This is a genomic window from Mesotoga sp., assembly GCF_035363035.1.
Taxonomy (GTDB): domain Bacteria; phylum Thermotogota; class Thermotogae; order Petrotogales; family Kosmotogaceae; genus Mesotoga.
In genome coordinates this window covers 30,261-46,993 of the sequence record NZ_DAOSEH010000001.1, presented here as the reverse complement: position 1 = coordinate 46,993, position 16,733 = coordinate 30,261, and the positions used below count along the sequence as shown (strand labels likewise).

The following is a 16,733-nucleotide window of genomic DNA, read 5'->3' as shown; positions in this document are numbered from 1 at the left end:
CACGTGATTACCGGACGGGGTTCAATAGCTTTCTCAGATAATAGCCGGTGTGGCTGAACCTCGTCTCGGCCACCTCCTCCGGAGTCCCCGAGATCACGACCTCTCCGCCTCTGGCCCCTCCCTCCGGTCCGAGGTCGATTATATAGTCGGCGTTCTTTATCACGTCCATGTTGTGTTCCACCACGACCACGGTGTTTCCCAGTTCGACCAGTCTTTTGAGAACTTTTACCAGTTTGGACACATCGTCGAAATGAAGTCCGGTGGTGGGCTCGTCGAGAATATAGAAGGTGCTGCCGGTGGATTTTTTCTTCAATTCCGAAGCCAGCTTTATTCTCTGTGCCTCTCCCCCGGAAAGTGTGGTCGCCGGCTGGCCCAGCCTTATATAACCCAGCCCGACGTCGTTGAGCAGCTCCAGTATCCTGTTGAGAACCGGTATCCTTTCGAAAAACGTAGATGCTTCCTCCACGGTCATGTTCAGAACGTCCGAGATCGATCTGCCCCTGTACTTTATCTCCAGGGTTTCTTTGTTGTAACGCCGACCTTTGCAGACATCGCACTCCACGTAAACGTCAGGCAGGAACTGCATCTCGATCTTTATCATCCCGTGCCCCTGGCAGGCTTCGCACCTTCCGCCCTTAACGTTGAAGGAGAACCGCCCCTTCGAGTAGCCTCTCGCCCTGGCTTCCTGAGTTTTGGAGAAGAGGTCTCTAACGAAGTCGAAGAGACCGGTATAGGTGGCCGGGTTGGATCTGGGAGTTCTGCCTATGGGGCTCTGATCTATCACTATTACGTTGTCAATCGCTTCCCAGCCTTCGAGGCTGACTTCGGTATTTACCGGGTTTTTGGAGTTGCCCAGACGGTTTTTTAGAGAGGGGTAAACCGTGTCCATTACCAGCGAACTCTTACCGCTACCAGAGACCCCTGTGACGGTCACGAACCTTCCCAGGGGAAAGGCGACATCAATGTTTTTCAGGTTGTTGCGTGATGCCCCTTTGATGGTCAACCACCCACGATCGCCGTTGCCGGCAACTTCAAGTCTGGGGACCGAACACTCGCCTTTTAAGTACTTTCCTGTTAGAGATCTTTCGGGAGGGTCTTCGATGAGTCTCTGCGTGGGACCCTGGTAGACTATCTCTCCGCCGTGAACACCCGCTCCCGGCCCCACATCTACTATGTAATCGGAGCTTCTTATAACCTCTTCATCGTGTTCGACCACTATAACCGTGTTCCCTAAGTCGCGCAGGTTCTTGAGAGTTTTGATCAGTCTGTCGTTGTCGCGGGAATGGAGACCGATGGTCGGTTCGTCCAGTACATAGGTCACTCCTGTGAGACCCGAGCCGATCTGCGTGGCCAGCCTTATTCTTTGGGACTCCCCGCCGGATAGTGTCATCGCGTATCTGGAGAGCGTTATATAATCGAGGCCGACATCGACCAGGAACTTCAATCTCTTTTCGATCTCGCCCATGAGTTCACCGACTATCTCGAACTGGTGTTCGGTTAGATGTATCTCCTGCACGAAATCGAAAAGCTCCTGGATCGTCATGTCCGAGACCGATGCAATATTCCTGTCCTTGAGGGTCACGGCCAGCGCCTCGGGGCGTAAACGCTGCCCATTGCACTGAGTGCATGTCTGCTGAACCATGAAGCTGCTTTCCATCCAGTAGCGCATCTCTTCCGACTGGGTTTCCTGGTACCGCCTCTGGAGGTTGTTGATCACACCTTCGTAGGGTCTCTTCAGTTCGTAGGTCAATTTTTCCGATTTGTACTTCATGGTTATGTCATCGATAGTGCCGAAGAGTAAGGCGTTTTTCACATCTTCGCGCAAATCTTTGAAAGGCTTATCGGGAGATTCCCCGAGCGATTCGATGACCCTGATCAACATCTTCATGGTGAAACTGTCCTGAGATCCAGAGATGGCTTTGAAGGAGCCTTTTAGTACGCTCAGGTCTTCGTTGACTACCAGGTCCCTGGAGAATTCCATTGTGTACCCCAGGCCATGACACCTGGGACAGGCGCCAAAGGGGTTGTTGAATGAGAAGATCTTGGGACTTATCTCTGGAAGACTTATCCCACAAACCGGGCAGGCGAAGTTCTCGCTGAAGATCTTTCTCTCCTTAGCGTCGATCAAACCGATCTCCACGAATCCGTTTCCTTCGTGGAGCGCCATTTCTACGCTGTCGGCGATTCTCGAGGCGTTCTCTCTCTCGACTTTCAACCTGTCGACCACAAGGCTTATCGTGTGTCTCTTGTTCTTGTCGAGCTTCAGGTCCTCTTCGAGATCGTAGACATGATCGTCGATCTCCACACGCACGTAACCCTTCTTTCTGAGGTTCTCCAGTTCCTTCTTGTACTCGCCCTTCTTTTCCTTGCAAATCGGCGAGTATATGGCGATCCTGGAGCCTTCGGAAAACTCCTTGAAGATACCCTCCACTATCTCGTCGAGACTCTGCCGCTGAACTGCTCTTCCGCAAGAGGGACAGTGTGGGATCCCGACACGTGCGTAAAGGATTCTCAAATGGTCGTGAATCTCTGTCACCGTTCCGACTGTAGATCTTGGGTTATGGCTGACGGTCTTCTGTTCTATGGCTATCGCGGGTGAAAGCCCTTCGATGCTCTCCACGTCGGGTCTCTTGAGTTCACCTAGAAACTGTCTGGCGTAAGTTGAAAGCGATTCCAGATACCGTCTCTGACCTTCTGCGTAAATGGTGTCCAGTGCGAGCGAAGACTTGCCCGAGCCAGAAAGGCCGGTTATGATCGTGAGAGAGTTCTTGGGTATTTCGACGCTCACGTTTTTTAGATTGTGGACTCTGGCTCCTTTGACAGATATGTACCTATCCATTGCTACACTCCTCAACGAGTTCGACGAGCTCCTGACAGGTCTCCTCCACTTCTCGTGAATCGACGCCTTCTACCATTACTCTCACATAGGGTTCGGTGCCCGATGGACGCAGGACTATCCGCAAATCCCTCCAGCTTTCAAGTTCGTAGAGCCTTGCCTTGAGTTTTTCACACTCCATGACGCCTTTTTTATCGGAGACAGGTACGTTCTTGAGCAACTGGGGAAACACCGGGAACTCTTTTAGAAAACCCTCGAGCGTTTCGCCGAGCTCGCTCAGAGTGTTCAACGTTTCCAGTGAAGTTATCAGACCGTCTCCGGTCGTGCTTCTATCTAGGAATATGATATGTCCGGACTGCTCTCCGCCCAAAACGCCACCGGTCTGCAGCATTCTCTCCAGAACGTACTTATCGCCGACCTTCGTTCTCTCCAGGCCGATTCCTCTGCCGGAAAGATACTTCTCGAAACCGAGGTTAGACATGACGGTAGCCACTACGCGGTTTCCTTTCAACCTACCCTGTCTGACCATCTTTCTAGAATTGATGGCCATTAGCATATCGCCATCTACGACACGCGAACCCTGAAGAACGAAGAGGCATCTGTCAGCATCGCCGTCGAAGAGGATTCCAACCTCCATTTCTCCAAGAGCCGCCCCTATAAACTCGGGATGTAGGGAGCCACATCCGTCGTTGATATTTATGCCGTTGGGCTCCATCCCGAGAAACCGGGCATTTATGTCGAGCGCATGATAAACGGGTTCAACAACCGTTGCAATTGCCCCGTTTGCGCCATCGAGAACGAGCTCGCCCTGCGGGAACTTTTGACCGGTGAAGGTCTTTATTACGTAATCGATGTATTCGTCGCGGTAAGATGTCACCACCCTGGTCCTGCCAACACCGGAATAAACGGTGTAGTGGAAGGGTTTGTTCACTATGAGGTTTTCGATCTCGACCTCGTCTTCATCCGAGATTTTCATCCCCCTTGCCAGTACTTTTATACCATTGTAAACAGCCGGATTGTGGGAAGCCGAGATAACCGCTCCGATCGTATCAAGCTTCCTGGTAATATACGCCAATGAAGGTGTCGGCATAATGCCGGCAAAATCGACGTTCATGCCTGCGGAAGCAGCTCCTGCAGCCAGTGCGTCCTCTAAAAGATCGCACGAGCTCCTGGTGTCTTTGGCTATGATAAAGTTTCTGTATTTCCCGAGGTAGTATCTTCCTATAGCGTTTCCAAGCTTCATTGCGAGTTCGGCAGTCAGTTCTTCGTTTATAACCCCCCTGATGCCGTCTGTACCGAAGAGTTTTTTCATTTTTTCGCCCCCGATAATCAACATTTCTATACCTATCTTTTAGTTTACCATATAATTGCATTGACAACTTCAACTACGGTCTATATAATTGTCTGTGTTGGAGAGATGGCCGAGTGGTCGAAGGCGTACGCCTGGAGAGCGTATGACGAGCAAAACTCGTCCGTGGGTTCAAATCCCACTCTCTCCGCCATTAAAGGCAGCCCGTCTTCATGACGGGTTTTTCCTTCTGGGTATACTTTTCGAGATAGATTGAACCGGACTGGAGGAAGTCTTTTGGTCAGAAATAGCGTGAATATAAGACTCAATACGGCTCTGGGACAGAATTTTCTGAAAACCGACAGGATCGCCAGAAAAATGGCTGAATATATTGACCTGCCGGTGGGTTCTGTTGTCGTAGAGATAGGCGTGGGTTCGGGAATACTGACCAGAGTCCTTCTGGAACGCGGCTTCAGCGTTGTAGGTTTTGAACTTGACAGGAGGTTCGCCGAAGTCAACCGTGGGCTTGAGGGTCCTGGTTGCAAACTCATATACGAGGATTTTTTAAAGGCCGATCTCGGCTCAATTTCCGAGTATGTGGCTTACGTTGCGAACATTCCTTACTACATAACCTCACCGATAATCGAAAGGATAATGTTCGAAGGTCCGCGCTTTTCTAAAGCGCTGCTCATGGTGCAGAAGGAGTATGCAACAAGACTGACGGCGTCGGTCGGAACCAAAGAATACGGGGTTCTCACAGTCAACGTGAACACTTTCGCCACGGTAAGAGAGCTTTTCCAGGTTTCGAAAAGCGAGTTCATACCCCGCCCCGAGGTAGATTCGATGGCTATAGAGCTTCGCCTCCTCGAGAGGCCTGAAGAGCTGCCCGATAGAGACGGGTACAGGGCTTTTGTGAGACGGTGTTTCTCTCAAAGGAGGAAGAAACTGACCAACAACCTCAAGTGCTTAGTGAGTTCGCCCGGAGAGCTCCTTCTCTCCTGTGGAATAGATCCCTCAGTCAGGGCCGAGGAACTTTCGGTAGGCCAATTTACAGAGCTTTATAGGCTTTACACCCTTCAAAGAGAAGCTGAGCGTGGGCCGAAAAACAGGGGCTATCGTGAACCGGGATCTCTTTGACAAAATACTCAACTTTCTGATAGAAGGCATAATAGTCATCGACGCCTCCGGTAAAATCATTTTCATTAATGAAGAGGCTTTGAAGATAGTCGGACTCACCAGGGACCGGGCGGAAAACTTCCTCATAGTCGACACCATACCCAATACTAGATTACATATTGTTCTCCAGAGCGGTGTTCCCGAAATCAACAGGATTCAGTATCTGAGAGATAAAACCATCGTAACGTCCCGCTTCCCTCTTCTGGATGAGAGCGGAAAGGTCTATGCTGCCATGGCTGTCTTTCGCGACATGACGAGCGTGGAGAAGATGGCCGAGGAGGTCATCAATCACAAAGAGATGGAGGCTCTGTTGACCGGTATAATCGACGCCACCTATGACGCCATATCCGTTGCCGATGAAAAGGGCAAAATAGTGCTGGTCAACAAGGCTTACACGAGAATTACTGGCATGAGTGCCGAATACGTTATAGGAAAGATGGCTACCATCGACATTGCCGAAGGTTCGTCGCTGCACATGGAAGTGGCGAGGATAAGAGAACCTATCTTCAACGCTAAGCTCAAAGTCGGACCGGGGAAAAAGGACGTTATAGTGAACGTGACGCCACTTCTTGTCAGAGGGAAGTTCAAAGGCAGCGTGGGCGTTATCCACGATATCTCCGAAATTGAACGTCTCGCCAGGGAACTCGAAGATGCAAGGCGGCTACTGCGATACGTGAAGGCCAGGTACACCTTCGATGATATCGCCGGCTCCTCGCCGCTCATGAAAATTGCGAAAGAACAGGCCCACAAGGTTTCCAGAACACGCGCCACCGTCCTGTTGAACGGGCAGAGTGGAACCGGAAAGGAGCTCTTTGCCCATGCCATACACAACTCCAGCGACAGGCGCGATGCGAGTTTCATCAGCGTCAACTGTGCCGCCCTTCCCGAAACACTTCTCGAGTCCGAATTGTTCGGCTACGTCGAGGGTGCCTTCACCGGTGCCAGACGCGGTGGCAAGAAAGGGCTGCTGCAAGAAGCGAACGGCGGAACAGTCTTCCTCGACGAAGTCGGAAAGATGAACCTCCCGGTGCAGTCGAAGTTTTTAAGGTTCCTTCAGGACCACGAAATTAAGCCAGTAGGCGGGAACAAATCGATGAAACTGGACGTTCGGATAATTGCAGCGACTAACTTGGAGTTAGACAAACTGGTGGAAGAGGGGAGGTTCCTCCCCGATCTATACTACCGGCTTAACGTGGTGCCGATAGTGATCCCGGCACTCAAAAATCATTCCGAAGACATACCCGAGATAGTACACACGATAGTCATGCGCCTAAACCAGGAGTACGGCAGAATGGTCGAAAAAATCGAACCGGCAGCCCTGGATGCACTTCAAAAGCACAACTGGCCCGGAAACGTCAGGGAACTGGAAAACGTCATAGGCAGGGCTATCATCAACATGGAGCCGGACGAGCACATAATCAAAGCGTCGCACCTTCAGGGACTCTCAACTATCCCGGAAAAACGCGATCCCTTGCCGGAGGGCGATCTCGAGAAAATGATGAACGACTACGAAAGATGTATCATCGTCGCCGCGCTCGACAAAAACGACTGGAATAAAACGGCAACCGCGAGAGAACTGGGAATAAGCATCAGGAGTCTATACTATAAGCTTGAAAGACACGTAATACGTGACAACACGGGCTCCCGATGATATAATAAAAAGTTGGGGGCGAAACGGTTTCGACGGGGTCAACGCACCTGCAGGAGCGAGTCGAGGTTCCGGAGCCGCGTTAAAAAACCGGACAAATAGAAATGCCAACAATGAATTTGCTCTTGCTGCTTAATAATTAGTAAGTAGCCGCTCTATCGGCTTTGTGGTTCGATGGGCCGAGATGAGCGTCAGAAAATCGAACCTAACCTGTGCCTTAGCTCCGAAGGTTCGGGGACATTCAGGAGCTCGGATGGTCGGACTCTGCCAGTGTAGTCTTGGCCGTTGACGATGATCACTGGCTGCGCTCGGAGACCCTGCAGGGAACTTGGTTTCGGACGCGAGTTCGACTCTCGCCGCCTCCACCATCGTAATTACACGCGTCATTTAGCCAAAGCGCTGCTTTGAAATGGGTATGGAATTTTTTGCTTGCCCCCACACTGTATAAAGTGTGGGGGTTTTTTCAAGTTGATCCTGATTCAGGAAGTGTCAAATACAGATAGAAAAAGCGTTAGGTCATAAGAACGTCAGGCTAAGGTCACTTCATACCAGTTGAAAGTGTATAAAAAGCTCGCAAAAAGGAATTGGCAGGACTTAGAGCGATCTGTTATTCGCTGATATAGTCTCGCCAGATAATAGATCTTCTCACCACCCAACGAGTTTTCTCGTGAATTTGGCCTTCCTGCAAGGACAGAGTTCTATAATAGATGAGGCGGTTGCCTGAAAGTCATTTTTTGATGGAAACATTCAGCACTGAAGAACATAAGTCTTTTATAGAAAAATGCAATCGGTAGTATCATCGGAAGAATCGCTGGTATCCAAAGAGGAGGAGTGTCCTGATGATGAGAGATCTGAAACGGTGGGCAACGATAGTTTGCGTGGTTCTGATTCTTGCATCGCCGGCTTTTTCTGTAATGAATTTTCATCCGGTGATTCAAGAGTTTCAAGAGATAATTGAAGAGGATCCGGTCCTTTTCATGCTCTTTACCCAGATGTTCGAAGAGATTCCTTCGTCACCGGAATTTGAAATGGACCCCGCGGGAAATTTCCAGATAAAAGATTACAGGCAAATGCTGCAAGTAATGAACGAAGTTCTGACTCAAGCCCCGGAATTCAATAAAACCGATTTGGTTGGATTTCCCATCAACGCGGTGATCAATTGGGCAATGGGCACTCCAGCAGGAACCACCGCTTTTTTGAACGAGAAAGTAAACCGGCAGTTGAAGAAAATACTCAATCAATGGGCCGTGTTTCTTGGCTCTACCGATTCTAGATATGTGCTGAGCGGGGATCCCGAGAAGGGATGGTTTGGACGGGACGCTATGGAAGCCATGCCCAACTTTGTAGAAGATTTCCAGTGTGATCCGAACCTTCCCCATTACGGCTTCGCTTCCTGGGACGACTTTTTTACCCGTCAATTCCGAGAAGGCAAGCGCCCTGTCGAATACCCCGATGATAACGCGGTGATCACCAACGCCTGTGAATCGGCTCCTTACAGGATCGCGACCAACGTTCAAATCCACGATCGCTTCTGGATCAAAGAACAACCCTATTCGCTCTCCCACATGCTGGCTGGAGATCCTACGGTGCCGCTCTTTGAAGGCGGAACAGTCTATCAGGCCTTTCTGAGCGCTTTGAGCTATCACCGGTGGCACAGTCCGGTCAGCGGGCGGATCGTCAAGACTCGCCTGATCGATGGTTCGTACTACGCTTCGGCCCTGTCGGCGGGCTTGGACCCCGCAAGTCCCAATGAATCTCAGGCGTACATCACGCAGGTGGCTTCCAGAGCTTTAATTTTCATCGAGGCCGATAATCCCGATATCGGGCTGATGTGCGTCGTATTTGTCGGTATGGCAGAAGTCTCTTCTAATGAAATCACAGTCTACGAAGGCCAGCACGTGAAAAAGGGCGACCAGCTGGGTATGTTTCACTTCGGCGGATCGACGCATGTGCTCATTTTCAGGCCGGAAGTGAATCTCGAATTTGACTTGCGCGGTCAAACGCCGGGACCGGACTCGGTGAACATTCCGGTTCGATCAAAGATCGCGACGATTCAAGGAGAGTAATCAACGAAAGTCTTGACAGACTCCGTTTTTTGTTGCATATCGAAAAATTAATTCTACCTGTTATGGATCACGGACATGATAACTGACGACTATGAGGAATTCCTCATAAAGGCAACGGTAGTTATCCAGCATCAGGAGGAGATTAAAACCGTTCGAGAAGGCAGTGAACAGTTGCAGGGCAGCCTTCGCATCTGGTTCTGTAAAGGGTACACTCTGGGCAGTAGCTCTTGCAGGGCGATATTTCGAGCATCGGTGAGGTTTCGCCCCGGGAGAATTCACTCTCGCCCTTCAGTTTTTCGGGAAAGAAAAGCTCGACAGATTCTAGTCCCACCGTATCGATCGGGTCTTTTTCCGTCGCTTCCAACCACCAGAGGTGATTTTCTGGCAACCTGAAATGAGACCATACATATCCCCTGCAGGCGGTGCAAACTACCGTGTAAGGGCAACTCTGAAAGATCTCTGCGATGTTGACCGACTTTTTACCCTTTCCATACATAATCACATCGATATTTCCCACATGACTACCTCCGTCGATATTTATACAGAGTTATTATCGCATCTTTCAACCAAAAAATAACGGCGGGAAACCCGCCGCCAGGTAGTCAGTTATCTGATGCTTATTTCGAGAGAATCTCCAGGGCTCTTTCAAAATCCAGCACCGACCAGTTGTAATCGCCACCGAGTTTTTCGAGCTGTCTATAGAAAGCCCTTAGGTGATTCTCCGAGCCGGCGAGAAGGTTTCTGTACACTCTTTCGGTTCTCGCGTTGAGTTCAACTTCGAGAAGTTCTTCAAGGTCCTTTATATCGGTCTCTTCTACCAGCAGTCCAACTTTCACAGCCCCCAGGAGAGATTCGCTTCCCATCTCGACAAGATAGTCGTACAGAGCCTGTAACTCCTTGTTTTTGAAGACGCCGACTCCGTTTTGGCCCGCCGGATCTTCGTAGCCGAACTCTTCGATTAGCGAGAGAACAGCGTCGGTGTGTCTGGCTTCGGCCTGGGCTATGTTCTTGAAGACCTTAAGTCCCCATAATTCATACAGAACGTTATATACATCTTGCGCCAGCTTTTCTTCTTCTCTCATATATGCTATCCCATCTTCTTCACTCATAGTGAAGCTTGCAGTTGCAGTTACTATAAATATAATCAGTACCAGAAATACATTCATTGCTCTTTTCATTTTTGCCACCTCCTTTGTATGCTTTCATACAAATATTAGTCCTTCAATCTTAGAGGTTGCTGAGAAGAGTCTTGGAATTTCATGAGAAAGGCCGGTCTTTACCGTGCCGGTTTTCTTGCAAGTATCAGTCGAAGTTACAGGTCTCTAGATATTTTGAATCCGTAGAAAGCTAGGGCCGGTAGATGACTTATCGCATCAATGATCGAAAAACAGCCGGGATTAGCGCCGTGTTGATAGTGGACGACTCCATAGACGCCAGGCTCTCTCGAGAGACGGAGAAGCATCTCGTTGCCCTCGATAGTATAATCTTTTATTTCGATCTCTCCAGATTCGTCGGAAATAGAGAGCGGAAGGTCTTCGGGTTTGAGGTCGAAGGCGTACAGTCTGGAGGAGACGTTATCGAATACCAGACGGAGCTTTCTTCCGCCGGTGGCCAGGGCAGCGGCTATGTCTGGCGCGTCGGCATTGAGATCTCTTGCGAAGAGGTGTTTGAGAACGCTTTTGGCGAGTCGCTCCCCGAGCATCAGGTTGCCGTAAGAACTGTTGTGGATGTTGTCCGAAAGAGGCAGATCTATCGCCGGTACGACGAAGACTCCCGGAAGTTCCTTCACCGCACGCCTCTGGGCCTCCCTTACTTTCGACCAGCCTTCGTCGCCCATTCCCCATGGCCCGGGATCGGCCACGAAACGGTTGAGCTGCACAGTGAAGAAGGGCAGGTCCGGCGCCGCCAGATCCTGTCTGAGAGTTTCGACGAAATTGGCGAACCTTTCGCCATATGTTTGACTCAAAGCAATAGTGGTGTCGGAGCAACCCTGGTACCAGAGCATACCCCTGAGTTTTCCGCAGTTTGCGACGATCTCCAGAAGATTTCTATATAGCTCTCCGCTTTCGGCCGGGTTCCACTGACCGAGACTCGAGCCTCCCAGCGAGCACTGGATCAAGCCAACTGGCCTGTTCAGCTCCCTTTTCAGGTATCTGGCAAAGCTCAGATAAGGCGAATGGCCGGGGTTGATCGTCTCCGCGTTGACCTCGTGGATCGATCCGGTGGAATCGTTGAGAGGATGGCTCGCCAGGTCCCACTTTCCGTTGTTTCTCAGCAGATGGACCCCTAGCTCTGGCGGATCGAAAATCGGGTCCTTGCCGTAGCCGGCCGAGTTGCTTTGACCGGTTATGGCGAAAAGTTCGCCCACACCGACGTGGTGTACCGTGTCGCCCCTGAAGGCGTACTCGATACCGAGACTGTCGGGTTTCAGAGAGGTCTCAATCCTGTAAAGCCCGCCGATCGGAAGTTCGAGCGATACCTCCCATCTTTTGCCTTTATGCAGCGTGGCCTGAAGCCAGGGCAGCACGGTCTCGGAGCTGTCCTCGCGCACCACTCTCACGAAGACTCTCTGCCGGTCCGGTATCTCGCCTGAGGGGAGACAACTCCCCGCAAGTCCGACTTCCGCACTCCCTTTTTCCTGCTGGAGTATCTGCCAGTCGCAAGGTCCACGATCGATATAGCAGCCCGGTTTCATACACTCACCCCTCTCATGCATCTCTCGACAAAGTATAACGCCAACCCCGAGAGGGTGCATCTCTCAGGATCGATAGTCTTCAAAACCCCGGGAAAGGCAGCAAATCTCCCGACTTTCGCGGCTTTTTCCAGTTCCTCTTTGAGTGCGGGCGCTATGTAATCGAAGGCACCTGAGATCTTTCCCCCGAATACTACGAGGTCGGGATGAGAGAGCCCTAAGAGGAGCAGAGGATGGGTCTGCAAAGGTGACTATCCCGCGTGATTGTGAGAGCGATCTAAACCACGACTTATGTCTTGAATCATAATTTTCGGAAGACACGCGGCTTTTTTACAGATAGATGCTACGATCTCATAGTAAGAGAGGCCTTTAGAGGGAACGAAGAATGTCGTGATTATCGACTAAGAAGACTGCTCTTTTCGCCAAAGAAATCGCGGAAGAAACGGGTTGCCTCTCCATTGGCGAGGGGATAAGATACACTTTAAAACCTTACAGTTTCATTCGAGTTATCGGAACGGAGGGATCGAAGTGACTTCAAGAGAGAGGATAATCGAAGCGCTGAACCACAGAGAAGCCGACCGGGTTCCCGTGGATCTTGGGGGTATGAGATCGACCGGCATACACGCAATGGCTTACCGAAGGCTCAAAGAGTACATGGGACTTCCCGATAGGCCGGTAAAGATCTTCGACGTCTTCCAGCAGCTGGCGCTCGTCGAGGAAGAGGTGAGACGGCGGGTCCATTCGGACGTCGTCGAGCTCAAGAGGCTCGACGGCGGGTTCAATACAAGAATAGATAAATGGAAAGAGTACGATATGTTCGAAGATGGCGGAAGGTATCTTTTACCCGACGGCTTCGATTCCGTAACGATGCCCGACGGTTCCAGGGCGATCGTCAGAGAGGGCAGGATCGTGGCCATCATGCCGAAGGGGGGATTCTATTTCGATGGAAAGCACTTCCCGCTGGCCGATACGCATGATAGAAAAGCGATCGACGAAGCCGTCCGCCCCGGTATTTCCGACGGAGAGATCGCTTTTTTAAAGGACCAGCTTAGAGAACTGAAGAGTTCCACCGACTGCGCCGTGATGGGAACTTTCGGCGGGAACTTTCTAGAGGCCGGCCACAGCTACTTTGGTTATCAGGAGTTCATGGAGAGAATGATAACGGACCGGCCACTGGTGGAGTACTTTCTCGATAGACTTCTCGAGAAGTACACGATCGAACTCGAGAGATATCTCTTCGAAGTCGGCGGAGATATCGACCTTATACAGATCGGCGACGACTACGGGACGCAGGAAAACACTCAGATCTCGCCCCGGATATTCAGATCGCTCTTCAAGCCACGCCTTAAGGCCCTCTGTGATTTCATCCATTCGAAGAGACCCGGTCTTTTCATCTTTCTCCATTCATGCGGATCAGTCTATCCCTTCATAGGAGATTTCATAGAGGCCGGCGTTCAGGTTCTCAACCCCGTCCAGACCAACGCGAAGAACATGGACCCCGCCATTCTAAAGCGAGAGTTCGGTGGTGAGATCGTTCTCTGGGGAGGTGGTTGCGACACGCAGCATCTGTTACTTTTCGGGACTCTGGAAGAGATCGAAGAGGACGTCAGGAGGCGCATAGATATACTCGCACCTGGAGGGGGGTTCGTCTTCGCCTCGATCCACAATATACAGATGGAGATACCTCCGGAAAAGATTCTGCGGCTCTTCGACACGGCCTATGAATACGGAAGAGGTGCGTACAGTGACCGGAAAAGATAGAACCGTACTCGTTATCTCACACACACTGGGACAGAGAGCGATGAAAGGAGAGGATACCCGTCCAGTATACCCTGAGGCTAATGGAGCCCGGCAGAACCGAAAAAGATTGTAACGCTAGAACTGGGGACCAGCGATAGACTGACACTCTCCGGTTGGCAGGAGTAAAGGCCCAGACGTGTTATCCTTTGAATAATTTCTCAAGGAGGTGTCTCGATGGGTAGAACACGTTCAATCACTCTAGCGATCCTTTTTCTTCTGATTGTCTCCGCGGCTATGGCCCTGATTGAGCTGAAGGATTTCTCTCTGGCGAGCATAGATATGAAAGAGTTCCAGGCAGTTCAACCGATGTACACGATATCGGCCCTGTCCAGGTTCAACGGCAGATCAGGATCTTCCGCTTACGTCTCGGTCGAAGGCGCCATATACGATTTCTCCCAGCTGAGACGCTGGATCGGGGGCAATCACATGTCTCAACACTCGGCAGGTACGGAGCTGACGTACGAGTTGAAAAGTCTTTCTCCCCACAGAGAGGGGAAGATCGCAGGCATAGAGCCAGTGGGAGTTCTGGTGGTCACTCTTGAAGAGCTTAAAAACTTCGATGGAAAGAGCGGTAAAAAAGGTTACGTTGCGGCCTGGGGAAAGGTGTACGATGTCTCCCGTCTGGGAAGGTGGCGAAACGGTTCACACCAGGGAGGTATGCACTTGGCCGGAGAGGAATTGACTTCCGAGCTCACAAAGGACTCGCCCCACGGAGTTCGCAAGATCGAAGGAGTCGATGCCGTCGCCATTCTGGGTGTGACAATCGACGAGTTGAAAACGATGAACGGTAATGGTGGAAAGAAGGCCTATGTGGCCGTAGAGGGTAAGGTTTACGACGTTAGCGGACTCGCCTCATGGAAGGGTGGAAGCCATCAGAGCGGACTTCACCTGGCCGGTAATGAGCTCACCGTAGAAATACTGCGAGACTCGCCCCACGGAGCGACAAGTCTCGACAAGGCTTACCTGATAGGAATACTGGTCTTCACGCCGGAGCAGCTGAAGAGGTACGACGGTGTCGTGGAGAGCCGTAAGTTCGTTTCGTACGAAGGTGTGGTTTACGATGTGGCCGGCATCGACTGGACAGCCGGTTACGGAATAGAGCTCGGAGCTTCGCTGGGAAGCGAACTCTCGAAGCTAGAAGATGCCCATATAATAGGATATGTGGTGCGAAACTGAAAGATCCCCGTTTGAAATGCAAGAGAAAAGGCTAGAGCGATGTCGTGAGACTGCCTTCCGATCCAATGGTATGATGGTATGAAAGATGCGCCGGACGAGCTCCCCATAAGTCTTGTCGTGGGCGCTTCATGGGAACAATATCCAGAATATCACGAAGGACGGGGGTAGTGTTGAATGTTTCAAAGACTCATAGAGGGCAGGCTTCTGATAGTTATCAGAGGGCTGGATACGGGAAGATCAATCGATCTATGCGGGCTCCTTTACGATTCGGGAGTTTTCTTCGCCGAGGTCAGCTTTTCCGACCGGTGGGCCGACGAATCACTCAAGGAACTCAAAAAACACTTCGGCGACAAGCTGCTTCTGGGCGCGGGGACGATCTTCAACGCAGACGATTATTCGAGGGCATTGCGTGCCGGCGCCGATTACATACTCAGTCCCGGTTTCAGCCACGAGGTCGCTGCGCTTTCGCTGAAAGATGGCATTCCTTATATACCGGGAGTTTACACCTCCACTGAGATCCAGATGGCTTTGAACATGGGCTTTACAATTCTTAAACTTTTCCCGGGAGAGCTTGAAGGGCTCCGTCTTTTGAAAGCCTACAGGGGACCGTTCCCACAGGCCAGATTCATGCCTTTTGGAGGCGTCACACCCGAGAACGCGGCGGCCTTTATCGAAGAGGGTGCAGCCGCTCTCGGTGTGGGGAGTTACATAGCCAGCCCGGAGCTCCTCCAAGAGAGAAAATACGGCGAGATTTCGGAGAGAATCTCCAGAATGAAGATTGCAGCGGGGATAATCGATGACTGATCTGGCGATAGATGTCGGTGGAACCAAGACGCTGGTGGTGGTCTTCGAAGACGACCAGGTGAAGCCGTTGTATGTGGAGAGATTTCCAACGGACTCCACCGCCGGGCCAGAGAATTTCATAGCCAGACTGGCGAAGGTCTGCTCGAAATACGTCGATCCTCCGGATGTGGTGCACTGGGGACTTTGCACAGCCGGGGCAGTAGATGTTTCGACCGGTAGGTTGATATGGTCTCCCAACCTCGGCTGGAAGGATGTAAATCTTCACGAAAGGCTCAGTCAGCTTTTCGGGGATCGGGGCATCGTGGAAAACGATTGTAACGCTGCCGCCTACGGAGAGTGGTCGACCCGGCCGGGTATAGATTCTCTCGTTTACGTAACCGTCAGCACGGGCATCGGTATGGGAATAGTATCGTCGGGTCATATAATGCGCGGCTCTCACGGTTTTGCAGGAGAGATAGGCCACACTACGGTGCTTCCTGACGGGCCGGAATGTGCCTGCGGCCGCAGGGGCTGTCTTCAGGCTGTTGCCGGAGGAAGGGGCCTCTCCATACAGGTAGAGAGATTCCTCGGCAAGCGCCTCGCGACGGAGGAGATAGTCGACCTTGCCAGAGAAAACAAACCGGAGTACGTCGAGATCGTTGTCGGGGGAGCCGCTATTCTGGGGCGTTTTCTAGCCAACATGATCGATACGCTCGACCCGGCCGTGCTGGTAATGGGCGGCAGCCTGGGAAAGAATCCCCATTACCGCAGGCTGGTTGTGGATTTTTTTACGAAGTTCTATTACAGACTTCCAGATAAAACAGTCGGAATCGAACCGCCCTCAGCGGAGCCCGATCCCTGTATAATCGGAGTGTTGCAGTTATCCAGATCGATGGGGGTGAGGAAGAGTGGATAAAGCGATTAAATATTCAATTCACGAGGGAGATTTTTCCAGGGGTATGGAGGGCTTCTCTTCTAAAGCGGTGAAGATCGTCGGGCCCTTTTCGGGTCGCCCGGAGGCACACCGCGACCAGCACGACCTTTATGTCGTTATCTCTGGAAAGGCCCGCGTCAAGACAGGAAAACTTACCGGGGATATCCAGGAGATAGCCGACGGCGAGTACCGCAGCGACGAGATGCTCGCCAGCGAGGAATTCACGCTCGAGGAGGGCGAATCGCTGCTGATTCCCGCTTCGGTCGCCCACACGGTTCTCGTGGATTCTGGCACTTATGTCCAGTGGGTCTTTAAAATCGATGCGTGAGGCGCC

The 16,733-nt window shown here is 51.4% G+C and carries 14 protein-coding genes, 1 tRNA gene and 1 other RNA gene; 10 read left to right on the top strand and 6 right to left on the bottom strand.

The window, feature by feature from the left end:
• Positions 1–7 precede the first annotated feature (7 nt).
• Positions 8–2,839 (bottom strand): excinuclease ABC subunit UvrA, encoded by a 2,832-nt coding sequence (gene uvrA / locus PKX57_RS00245; protein ID WP_214049951.1) that lies wholly within the window; start codon positions 2,837–2,839, stop codon positions 8–10.
• The gene (locus PKX57_RS00240; protein WP_213920955.1) at positions 2,832–4,148 is read right to left on the bottom strand and encodes a phosphoglucosamine mutase; all 1,317 of its coding nucleotides are present in this window, start codon (positions 4,146–4,148) and stop codon (positions 2,832–2,834) included. Before PKX57_RS00240 ends, uvrA begins: the two co-directional genes overlap by 8 nt.
• A 99-nt stretch (positions 4,149–4,247) precedes the next feature.
• Between PKX57_RS00240 and PKX57_RS00235 the strand changes: the two genes are divergently transcribed.
• From PKX57_RS00235 to PKX57_RS00215, 5 genes are all read left to right on the top strand, one after another.
• Positions 4,248–4,338 (top strand) — tRNA-Ser (locus tag PKX57_RS00235).
• Between the two features lie 83 nt (positions 4,339–4,421).
• Entirely contained in the window at positions 4,422–5,261 is an 840-nt protein-coding gene (rsmA, locus tag PKX57_RS00230; RefSeq protein WP_213920956.1) for a 16S rRNA (adenine(1518)-N(6)/adenine(1519)-N(6))-dimethyltransferase RsmA, read from the top strand.
• Positions 5,218–6,951, top strand: coding sequence for a sigma-54 interaction domain-containing protein (locus tag PKX57_RS00225; RefSeq protein WP_472415743.1), 1,734 nt, complete (start codon positions 5,218–5,220; stop codon positions 6,949–6,951). Before rsmA ends, PKX57_RS00225 begins: the two co-directional genes overlap by 44 nt.
• Positions 6,952–6,965: 14 nt before the next feature.
• Positions 6,966–7,316, top strand: a transfer-messenger RNA (tmRNA) gene (gene ssrA / locus PKX57_RS00220).
• 546 nt (positions 7,317–7,862) lie between these two features.
• Positions 7,863–9,014 (top strand): phophatidylserine decarboxylase associated domain-containing protein, encoded by a 1,152-nt coding sequence (locus tag PKX57_RS00215; RefSeq protein WP_470745150.1) that lies wholly within the window; start codon positions 7,863–7,865, stop codon positions 9,012–9,014.
• A gap of 142 nt (positions 9,015–9,156) precedes the next feature.
• Here the strand turns inward: PKX57_RS00215 and PKX57_RS00210 are convergent, their stop codons facing one another.
• The 4 genes from PKX57_RS00210 to PKX57_RS00195 form a co-directional block, all read right to left on the bottom strand.
• Positions 9,157–9,531, bottom strand: a complete 375-nt coding sequence (locus PKX57_RS00210) for a hypothetical protein (RefSeq protein WP_213921251.1) — start codon at positions 9,529–9,531, stop codon at positions 9,157–9,159.
• A 100-nt stretch (positions 9,532–9,631) separates the two neighbouring features.
• A complete protein-coding gene (locus PKX57_RS00205; protein ID WP_213921250.1) occupies positions 9,632–10,192 on the bottom strand; it encodes a DUF2202 domain-containing protein in 561 nt (186 codons plus the stop codon).
• 134 nt (positions 10,193–10,326) lie between these two features.
• Positions 10,327–11,709, bottom strand: coding sequence for a sialate O-acetylesterase (locus PKX57_RS00200; RefSeq protein ID WP_472415741.1), 1,383 nt, complete (start codon positions 11,707–11,709; stop codon positions 10,327–10,329).
• On the bottom strand, positions 11,706–11,951 hold the full coding sequence (locus tag PKX57_RS00195) for a hypothetical protein (protein ID WP_213921248.1): 246 nt from the start codon (positions 11,949–11,951) through the stop codon (positions 11,706–11,708). The genes PKX57_RS00200 and PKX57_RS00195 overlap by 4 nt, the downstream gene beginning before the upstream one ends.
• Before the next feature lie 283 nt (positions 11,952–12,234).
• Between PKX57_RS00195 and PKX57_RS00190 the strand changes: the two genes are divergently transcribed.
• The 5 genes from PKX57_RS00190 to PKX57_RS00170 all read left to right on the top strand — a co-directional run bounded on the left by PKX57_RS00190 (position 12,235) and on the right by PKX57_RS00170 (position 16,727).
• Positions 12,235–13,467: a uroporphyrinogen decarboxylase family protein gene (locus PKX57_RS00190; RefSeq protein WP_213921247.1), complete on the top strand. Its 1,233-nt coding sequence runs from the start codon at positions 12,235–12,237 to the stop codon at positions 13,465–13,467.
• A 213-nt stretch (positions 13,468–13,680) separates the two neighbouring features.
• Positions 13,681–14,682, top strand: a complete 1,002-nt coding sequence (locus PKX57_RS00185; RefSeq protein ID WP_213921246.1) for a cytochrome b5 domain-containing protein — start codon at positions 13,681–13,683, stop codon at positions 14,680–14,682.
• 174 nt (positions 14,683–14,856) lie between these two features.
• Complete coding sequence (locus PKX57_RS00180; protein WP_213921245.1) at positions 14,857–15,486, top strand: bifunctional 4-hydroxy-2-oxoglutarate aldolase/2-dehydro-3-deoxy-phosphogluconate aldolase; 630 nt, start codon at positions 14,857–14,859, stop codon at positions 15,484–15,486.
• A complete protein-coding gene (locus tag PKX57_RS00175) occupies positions 15,479–16,381 on the top strand; it encodes an ROK family protein (RefSeq protein WP_213921244.1) in 903 nt (300 codons plus the stop codon). Before PKX57_RS00180 ends, PKX57_RS00175 begins: the two co-directional genes overlap by 8 nt.
• The gene (locus PKX57_RS00170) at positions 16,374–16,727 is read left to right on the top strand and encodes a cupin domain-containing protein (RefSeq protein WP_470745130.1); all 354 of its coding nucleotides are present in this window, start codon (positions 16,374–16,376) and stop codon (positions 16,725–16,727) included. Before PKX57_RS00175 ends, PKX57_RS00170 begins: the two co-directional genes overlap by 8 nt.
• Positions 16,728–16,733 lie beyond the last annotated feature (6 nt).

What these genes read in the sequence shown, in the direction of transcription:
- uvrA (WP_214049951.1), bottom strand. Translation starts at nt 2,839, where the DNA reads ATGGATAGGTACATATCTGTCAAAGGAGCCAGAGTCCACAATCTAAAA.
- PKX57_RS00240 (WP_213920955.1), bottom strand. Translation starts at nt 4,148, where the DNA reads ATGAAAAAACTCTTCGGTACAGACGGCATCAGGGGGGTTATAAACGAA.
- PKX57_RS00215 (WP_470745150.1), top strand. Translation starts at nt 7,863, where the DNA reads ATGAATTTTCATCCGGTGATTCAAGAGTTTCAAGAGATAATTGAAGAG.
- PKX57_RS00205 (WP_213921250.1), bottom strand. Translation starts at nt 10,192, where the DNA reads ATGAAAAGAGCAATGAATGTATTTCTGGTACTGATTATATTTATAGTA.
- PKX57_RS00200 (WP_472415741.1), bottom strand. Translation starts at nt 11,709, where the DNA reads ATGAAACCGGGCTGCTATATCGATCGTGGACCTTGCGACTGGCAGATA.
- PKX57_RS00185 (WP_213921246.1), top strand. Translation starts at nt 13,681, where the DNA reads ATGGGTAGAACACGTTCAATCACTCTAGCGATCCTTTTTCTTCTGATT.
- PKX57_RS00180 (WP_213921245.1), top strand. Translation starts at nt 14,857, where the DNA reads ATGTTTCAAAGACTCATAGAGGGCAGGCTTCTGATAGTTATCAGAGGG.
- PKX57_RS00175 (WP_213921244.1), top strand. Translation starts at nt 15,479, where the DNA reads ATGACTGATCTGGCGATAGATGTCGGTGGAACCAAGACGCTGGTGGTG.